Consider the following 5,654-nt stretch of genomic DNA (forward strand, 5'->3'; position numbering starts at 1 on the left):
GAGAGAAAAAACCCTGGCGACTCTGCGCGCCTCTTTGCAAAACTGCGTTCGGGCCGGCCACGAGTCTGTTCAAGGCGGGGGGGCGGGCGACTTGATGAGTATCTGAAACTCGAGGCGAAACGTCAGTTTTTCCGATGCTGATGAAGCAGAGTAGCCAGGTGCGACGGCCTGCAGACTCAGGTTTTTCACGCGGACGAATGGGGAGCTGTTTTCCAAATCGGCCACAAACGAGCCGAAATCCGCGTAGTAGGCGGTACCCGAAATCGAATAGCTGGCTGCTTTGTAGGCGACTCGCGGGGGAACGTTGAACTCGGCGATCTGGGGCGGGCCGAAATCGGTGATTGCGATATCGTGGCGGCCCTCGACGTCCCGAAGGAAATTGATCACCCAGCGATAAAGGTCGCCATCGGCCATATTTTTTTCGAGGTCGCCAAGCTCGCGCCTGCCGGATTCGGCTTCCTGTCGGAACTGCTGCTCCTTGGCAATGCCCGCCTTGACCAGGTTCAATTGTGACCGGGCGTTGGCGATCTTGTCGGACTGATCAGCCAGTTGCGCCTGCAAGGCGCCGATCAAGCTGAACCAGAGCAGCGCAGCCACGGCCAGCGTTCCGATGGCTGTAAGGATGATCTGATTGCGCTGTTCTGTGCTCAGCTTATTCATCTTTGAAAACACGGTCCGAAAAAATACATTCGATGGTGAACAGTTGAAAAGCGCGGTTTGGATCGGCAGGATCGACCTGTCGTGGTTGGAGGTCCCTCAACAGTACCGGGTCGGTGCGGCGAAGGTTTTGCTTGAAGTGCGGGTGGCTGGCGATGGTTTCGACAAGCTTGTCGATGGCTTTGGAATCAGCGTAGTTTTTCCCCTGAATCACAAGCAAGGTTTTCTCCGTCGCGCTGGCGGGTTTTCCGGGCGTTAGTGTGACTCCATTTTCGACAACCGCCTTGACGCCAGGATCATTGACCATCGTTTGCTCAATCCGAAGATTGTGGAACTGGATGTTCGGTACGGTTGTGAATTGGAGCGCACTCAAGGTAGGAGCGAAAAAAAATCGTCTGGCCGCCTGCCGCTTCAGCGCGCTCAGAGATCGCATTGTGTCGCCGGAGAGTTTTGCGGCGGCAATCGCCTGGCCGGAATTCATTTGCAAGGCCTGTTGTTCGGCTCCCAGACGTGCCAGTTCGGCGGTTCCGCGCTGCAACCTTAGGCCCAGGACGGCGGCCCACATCATAATCAGGATCAACACCGCGGCCGCGGCCCAACGCGCGCGCCGCACCGGGTCGCGGCGGCGCATCTCGGCAGCTTCCTGTGCTTCCGCGAGCAGGTTGATTTTGATCGGATCAGATTGCAGGCTGCCGAGTCCCAATCCGATGGCGACTGCCAACTGCGGACCTTCATATTCCACCTCATTCTTTTGCCGTGCTGGCAGCTCCAACCCACGGCATTTCGCCGGGGTCCAGGCCTCGCACGGGATTTCCAAAGCTGTTTCCAAGCCCTGTAGAATGAACTGGGAGCGAGCCGCGCCACCTGACACCACGATTTCAGTCACCTTCGCGTCCGATTGCGTTTCAAAAAAATCGATGGAAGCCGTCAATTCCCGGGTGAGCACGGAAATCAGCCCCTGTACTCTCGTTTGAAACTCGTCCATTTTACCCGCGGCCAGATCAGCCGCGCCTGTCTTGCCAAAAAAATCGGCCAGCTTGCCGGCCCCGACATTCACCGTGCGAGTAAGGGAGAACTCCCCATTCATCAGAATGGCGATGGTCGAGTTGTTCGATCCGATGTCCAAGGCTGCGACCACTTCAGCGTGGGAATCTGCCGGCAATGCGCGAACGGCGTTCACCACGCCGAGCTGGTTCAGAGTGATTTCCTCGACGATGAAGCCGGCGTCACTTGCGGCTTCCTGAAGATTCTCGACAAGCCGGCGTTTAGCCCCGCCCACCAGCACTTTGGTCTTCCGTTTCATTCGGGCGGTGTTTGCATTACCCGGATCGCTCGCGGGCATTTTCATGTGGCAGTCAAAAAGAAAATCGGGGAGGTCCTGCTGAAGGTAGGTCTTCGGACTGAGTTTGACCATTTTGCGAAGATCCGAGGCGTTGGTCGCCGGAAGCTCGGCGTGGCACAACAGTGTCTCCGATGCGCCGATGGCGATCACGAGATTCTTGACCGGCGCGTCAAGCGCGGCGGATACGCTCTTCAAATGGTCGGTCAGCAGTTCCTGCGAGGGTATCTTTTCGTAAATCGGCGTTTCGACGAAGACATATTTCGCGAGACTGAATCCGGAGGCAGTGCGCTTGAGATAGACAGCCTTGGTGATCTGATAGCCGAAATCGATGGCCACAATCTCATTCCGCTTACGCAATACTTTTGAGAAGGGCACCATAGCAATGTCAGTCCTTATACCGCCGGGCGAGCCGATTGCAAGCCATCGAATTCCAACGCGTGCTCGGTGCGGACGGTATCATTTGTCGGGGAACGGCTCGACATGGAATGATGTCATCACCGCACCGAAAGTGAGCCGGTAATCTGGCAGCTTGTCAGCAAGGGTGGTCAGTTCGAATTCGATAGTACCCGCGTCGAACGAAACGAAGGCCATCCGGCCGGCGGCACGCGTATTCGTCTGGACCGTCCGTTCGAAATCGAAGGCGATACCCTTCTCCGCGCTGGTGTAGCACGTGAATTGATTGGTAATCCGGGCGCCCGGGTATCGTTCCAAAACCACCTCGCGTAATTTGTTCGGGTCCAGCGATGGGCGTCCCTTTTCCTCCGCCAAGGTGATCCGCAGCGTGATGCCGGCATTCAAGTTTTGCGGAATCAGCTGGATTGTTTTGCCGGATGCGTCGGGTTTCACACTCCACCCCGGAGGTGGAATAAATGAAAGCCTTCTACGCTCTCCCGTGAGAGAATAGTTCGTGACGAGACCAACTTCGGCTATGTACGTGGTCTCACTGGACAATCGCAACCCGGCCGCTGACGAGTGCGCGACCAGGCAAAGAACGGTGGCCAGTCCCCAACGACGGATGGTAAAGACGAGGGGCTTCACAGGGTCGAGTTTGCCTGAGTGATGCCCCATTGCGAGCGGATGAGAGTGCGCGATTCCGGCGTTCCGGGTGGTAGTTTTGTGTAGTCTTTGAAATTAACATCGAATCCGTACGCTCTGATGGGTATGCCGAACACCTGATTGTTTGGCACCAGGCCCCACGGGGCGGTGGCAATCTGGCTGGGGAAGAGAACGACGATTGAGCCGTTGAATGTCAGGGTTTGTGAACTCCAATCCTCGAGGAGGCGGAAAAAGTTTTCCACTCCGCCGCTATAATAGCCCCCGCCACTCGGCACAATGCCCGCGATGACCGCACTGTTCACGGTTATGCTCGTGGCGGCGCGAGAGCCCAGACTGGAAGCGCTATTGGTGTCGTCCCAGTTGTCGGATAACAGAGTTATCGCGTCCGCGACGACCGAGGCGGGAAGCGAGGCGGAGGTATTGGTTGTTCCCAAATAGGCATCGGGCACATTGTAGTTTCCTTCAATATAGAGTGGATTGGGTGTTGCGATGGTCAACCCGTACGGCGGAAGCGCCTGTCCGAATACAATTCTGACTCCTGATTCTGTGTTGGCCGGCTGGGTCCGGAAATCACCTACGTATATCATTGTTATGTCCCGTCCGAGCGCGGACTTCAGATAACTGTATTTTTGTAGCAACTGATTAATGTCAATTTCAGTGGTTTGAACAGAGGCGTTCTCGCGTTTGTTAAAAAAAGTGACATTCGTTCCCACGACGCCGTCCGTGGAATTCGTGGTGGCTGGTCTTCCCCCGGCCCCCCTTCCACGTTTCTTTGTCTTGCTCACCGCCACGGTGTTGGAGTCGCAAATATTCGTCCAGGGGATGGTGATCGCAAAATTATTATAAGAACCGCTTTTCGCCACGGCCGTGGTATTCGAAACGAGTATGATCAGATCCGCTTTGTTGTAATAGCGTTGTTGTCCCAGCAATGAACTCGGGGACTCGGAACCGGGCGGAACCTCCACGAGCGCATGCAGCAGTGACGGGCTGTTATTCGTGCCCAGTGGCAAATTCAGTGAATTCGCATTCCAGTCATGTTCTCCCTGGAAAACTATTGTCCCCGGGGTGCGGATGAGCGGGTCGTTCGGACTTGCAGTGGGCAGAATCTTTTGAGCGGCCGTGACGTGGTCGAGAAAAGTCACGGTACGCATGGCGGGTTGACAATAAATCGTTCCGTTGCAGTGAACGCGCCCGTTGAAAGCCATGTTCCCGGAGCCGGGGCAGATTTCCATATCAAGCGCGTAAAACACGGCAAATTCAAACAACGGAATTGAGGCGATCTGAATCTCCTGCCGGACGGCTGAGGTCATGGCATATCGGGAGACAGTATTGCGGGCGTTGGAAACGATCCGATAGTCGCTGGCGTAGCCCTTGAATCCCGTATACTTCCATTTCAGGTCCGTATATTGCCAGCTGGTCAGCTTGCTCACATACGTCGCGTTTTGAATTCCGGATGGATCGTTGAATTGATAGTTTCCCCACTCGCCGACCTCCGACTGCGTCGGAACGTTGGCGTGGTAGCTGGACAAATTGGCATCGACTCCACCCGCGCCAAGTCGTTGGAAATCCGCGGCCACGGCGGCGACCACTTTTTCCGTCGCGGCCTCCGACGCGGCGACGGAATCGTAGTACTCGTTGTATCGTTGCGTGAGATTCCCGTTCGTCGTAGTCCACAGCAACAAACCGCTCAGCAGCAAAAAAAGAATCCCCGTGAAAACCAGGACGAGCGCCAACGAAAAACCACCTGGCCGCCACATGTTCAACCGGATGTTCATTTCAGCGGGGCCGGCGCGTAACGCGTGCGTTCAACACGTAGCTTTTGAAATAATTACCGGGGCCTACCGTCATGTTAGTGCCTCCGACCTGGGAGTATTGCAGAGTCACGCCGATCGTCATGTTGTTTTGGTTGTTCGTCAGAATATTCCCCTGCGCGTCCTCGCCGGTGAACACCGCAATGTTGGTAATGCCGCCGGCCACAATGATACTGTTGGTGGCACCGCTTGCCGTTCGGTTCAACGACTGCTTTACCGGATCCGCGTAGTACCGTACAAAAACATTTGTGTCGGTGCCGGGGTATAGTTGGATTGCGTTTCCTTGTTTCGGGGCGCCATCCGCAACCCGGGTGAACGAAATCAGGTCCCCGGTGCCGATGCGGACCAGCTTGGCCGAAGTGATTTCCGCGACCAACATGCTCACGGTCTGGCGGGCTCCAACGCTCGCGCTCATTTTTGGCTGGGTGATTTGCATCATCCGGATTCCGAAAATGTTTGCGGTCAGCACGGACCCGATGACCATGAGAAAGATAACGGACGCAATCATCACCTCCACCAGTGTGAAGGCCGCTCGCTCCTTGCGACGGGCAGACGAACGGTTCGGGCTGGGTTTCGGACTGATTTTCATTGGTCGGGTGCGCGATAAGTGATCACGCTGTTTGTAAATGGTCCGCGCGACAATAGCGACCAGATACAGTCCACTCGCACCGTTTTCAAAGGTGGGTTTGCAGAGACAAGTGTAATTGACGTCCGGTTCGTCGCGAAAACCGCGTTTGTGTTGCTGAGCGGGATGTTTAGAGGGGCGACGACGTTCGGAAAATTGCCTG

The 5,654-nt window shown here is 55.9% G+C and carries 5 protein-coding genes; all 5 read right to left on the reverse strand.

Annotated features, from left to right (window positions below):
- Positions 1-69: 69 nt before the first annotated feature.
- On the reverse strand, positions 70-660 hold the full coding sequence (locus tag VN887_18965; protein ID HXT42097.1) for a hypothetical protein: 591 nt from the start codon (positions 658-660) through the stop codon (positions 70-72).
- Positions 653-2,335, reverse strand: coding sequence for a pilus assembly protein PilM (gene pilM, locus VN887_18970; GenBank protein ID HXT42098.1), 1,683 nt, complete (start codon positions 2,333-2,335; stop codon positions 653-655). The genes VN887_18965 and pilM overlap by 8 nt, the downstream gene beginning before the upstream one ends.
- Before the next feature lie 120 nt (positions 2,336-2,455).
- The gene (locus VN887_18975; protein ID HXT42099.1) at positions 2,456-3,037 is read right to left on the reverse strand and encodes a hypothetical protein; all 582 of its coding nucleotides are present in this window, start codon (positions 3,035-3,037) and stop codon (positions 2,456-2,458) included.
- The gene (locus tag VN887_18980) at positions 3,034-4,830 is read right to left on the reverse strand and encodes a hypothetical protein (GenBank protein HXT42100.1); all 1,797 of its coding nucleotides are present in this window, start codon (positions 4,828-4,830) and stop codon (positions 3,034-3,036) included. The genes VN887_18975 and VN887_18980 overlap by 4 nt, the downstream gene beginning before the upstream one ends.
- 1 nt (position 4,831) lies before the next feature.
- Positions 4,832-5,654 (reverse strand): prepilin-type N-terminal cleavage/methylation domain-containing protein (locus tag VN887_18985; GenBank protein ID HXT42101.1); only part of this gene is annotated, 823 nt, incomplete at its 5' end.

The sequence above is a fragment of the Candidatus Angelobacter sp. genome (assembly GCA_035607015.1).
Classification (GTDB): domain Bacteria; phylum Verrucomicrobiota; class Verrucomicrobiia; order Limisphaerales; family AV2; genus AV2.

Bases quoted from the DNA above. Each gene is read 5' to 3' on its own strand.
- VN887_18965 (HXT42097.1), bottom strand. From the start codon at position 660: ATGAATAAGCTGAGCACAGAACAGCGCAATCAGATCATCCTTACAGCC.
- VN887_18980 (HXT42100.1), bottom strand. From the start codon at position 4,830: ATGAACATCCGGTTGAACATGTGGCGGCCAGGTGGTTTTTCGTTGGCG.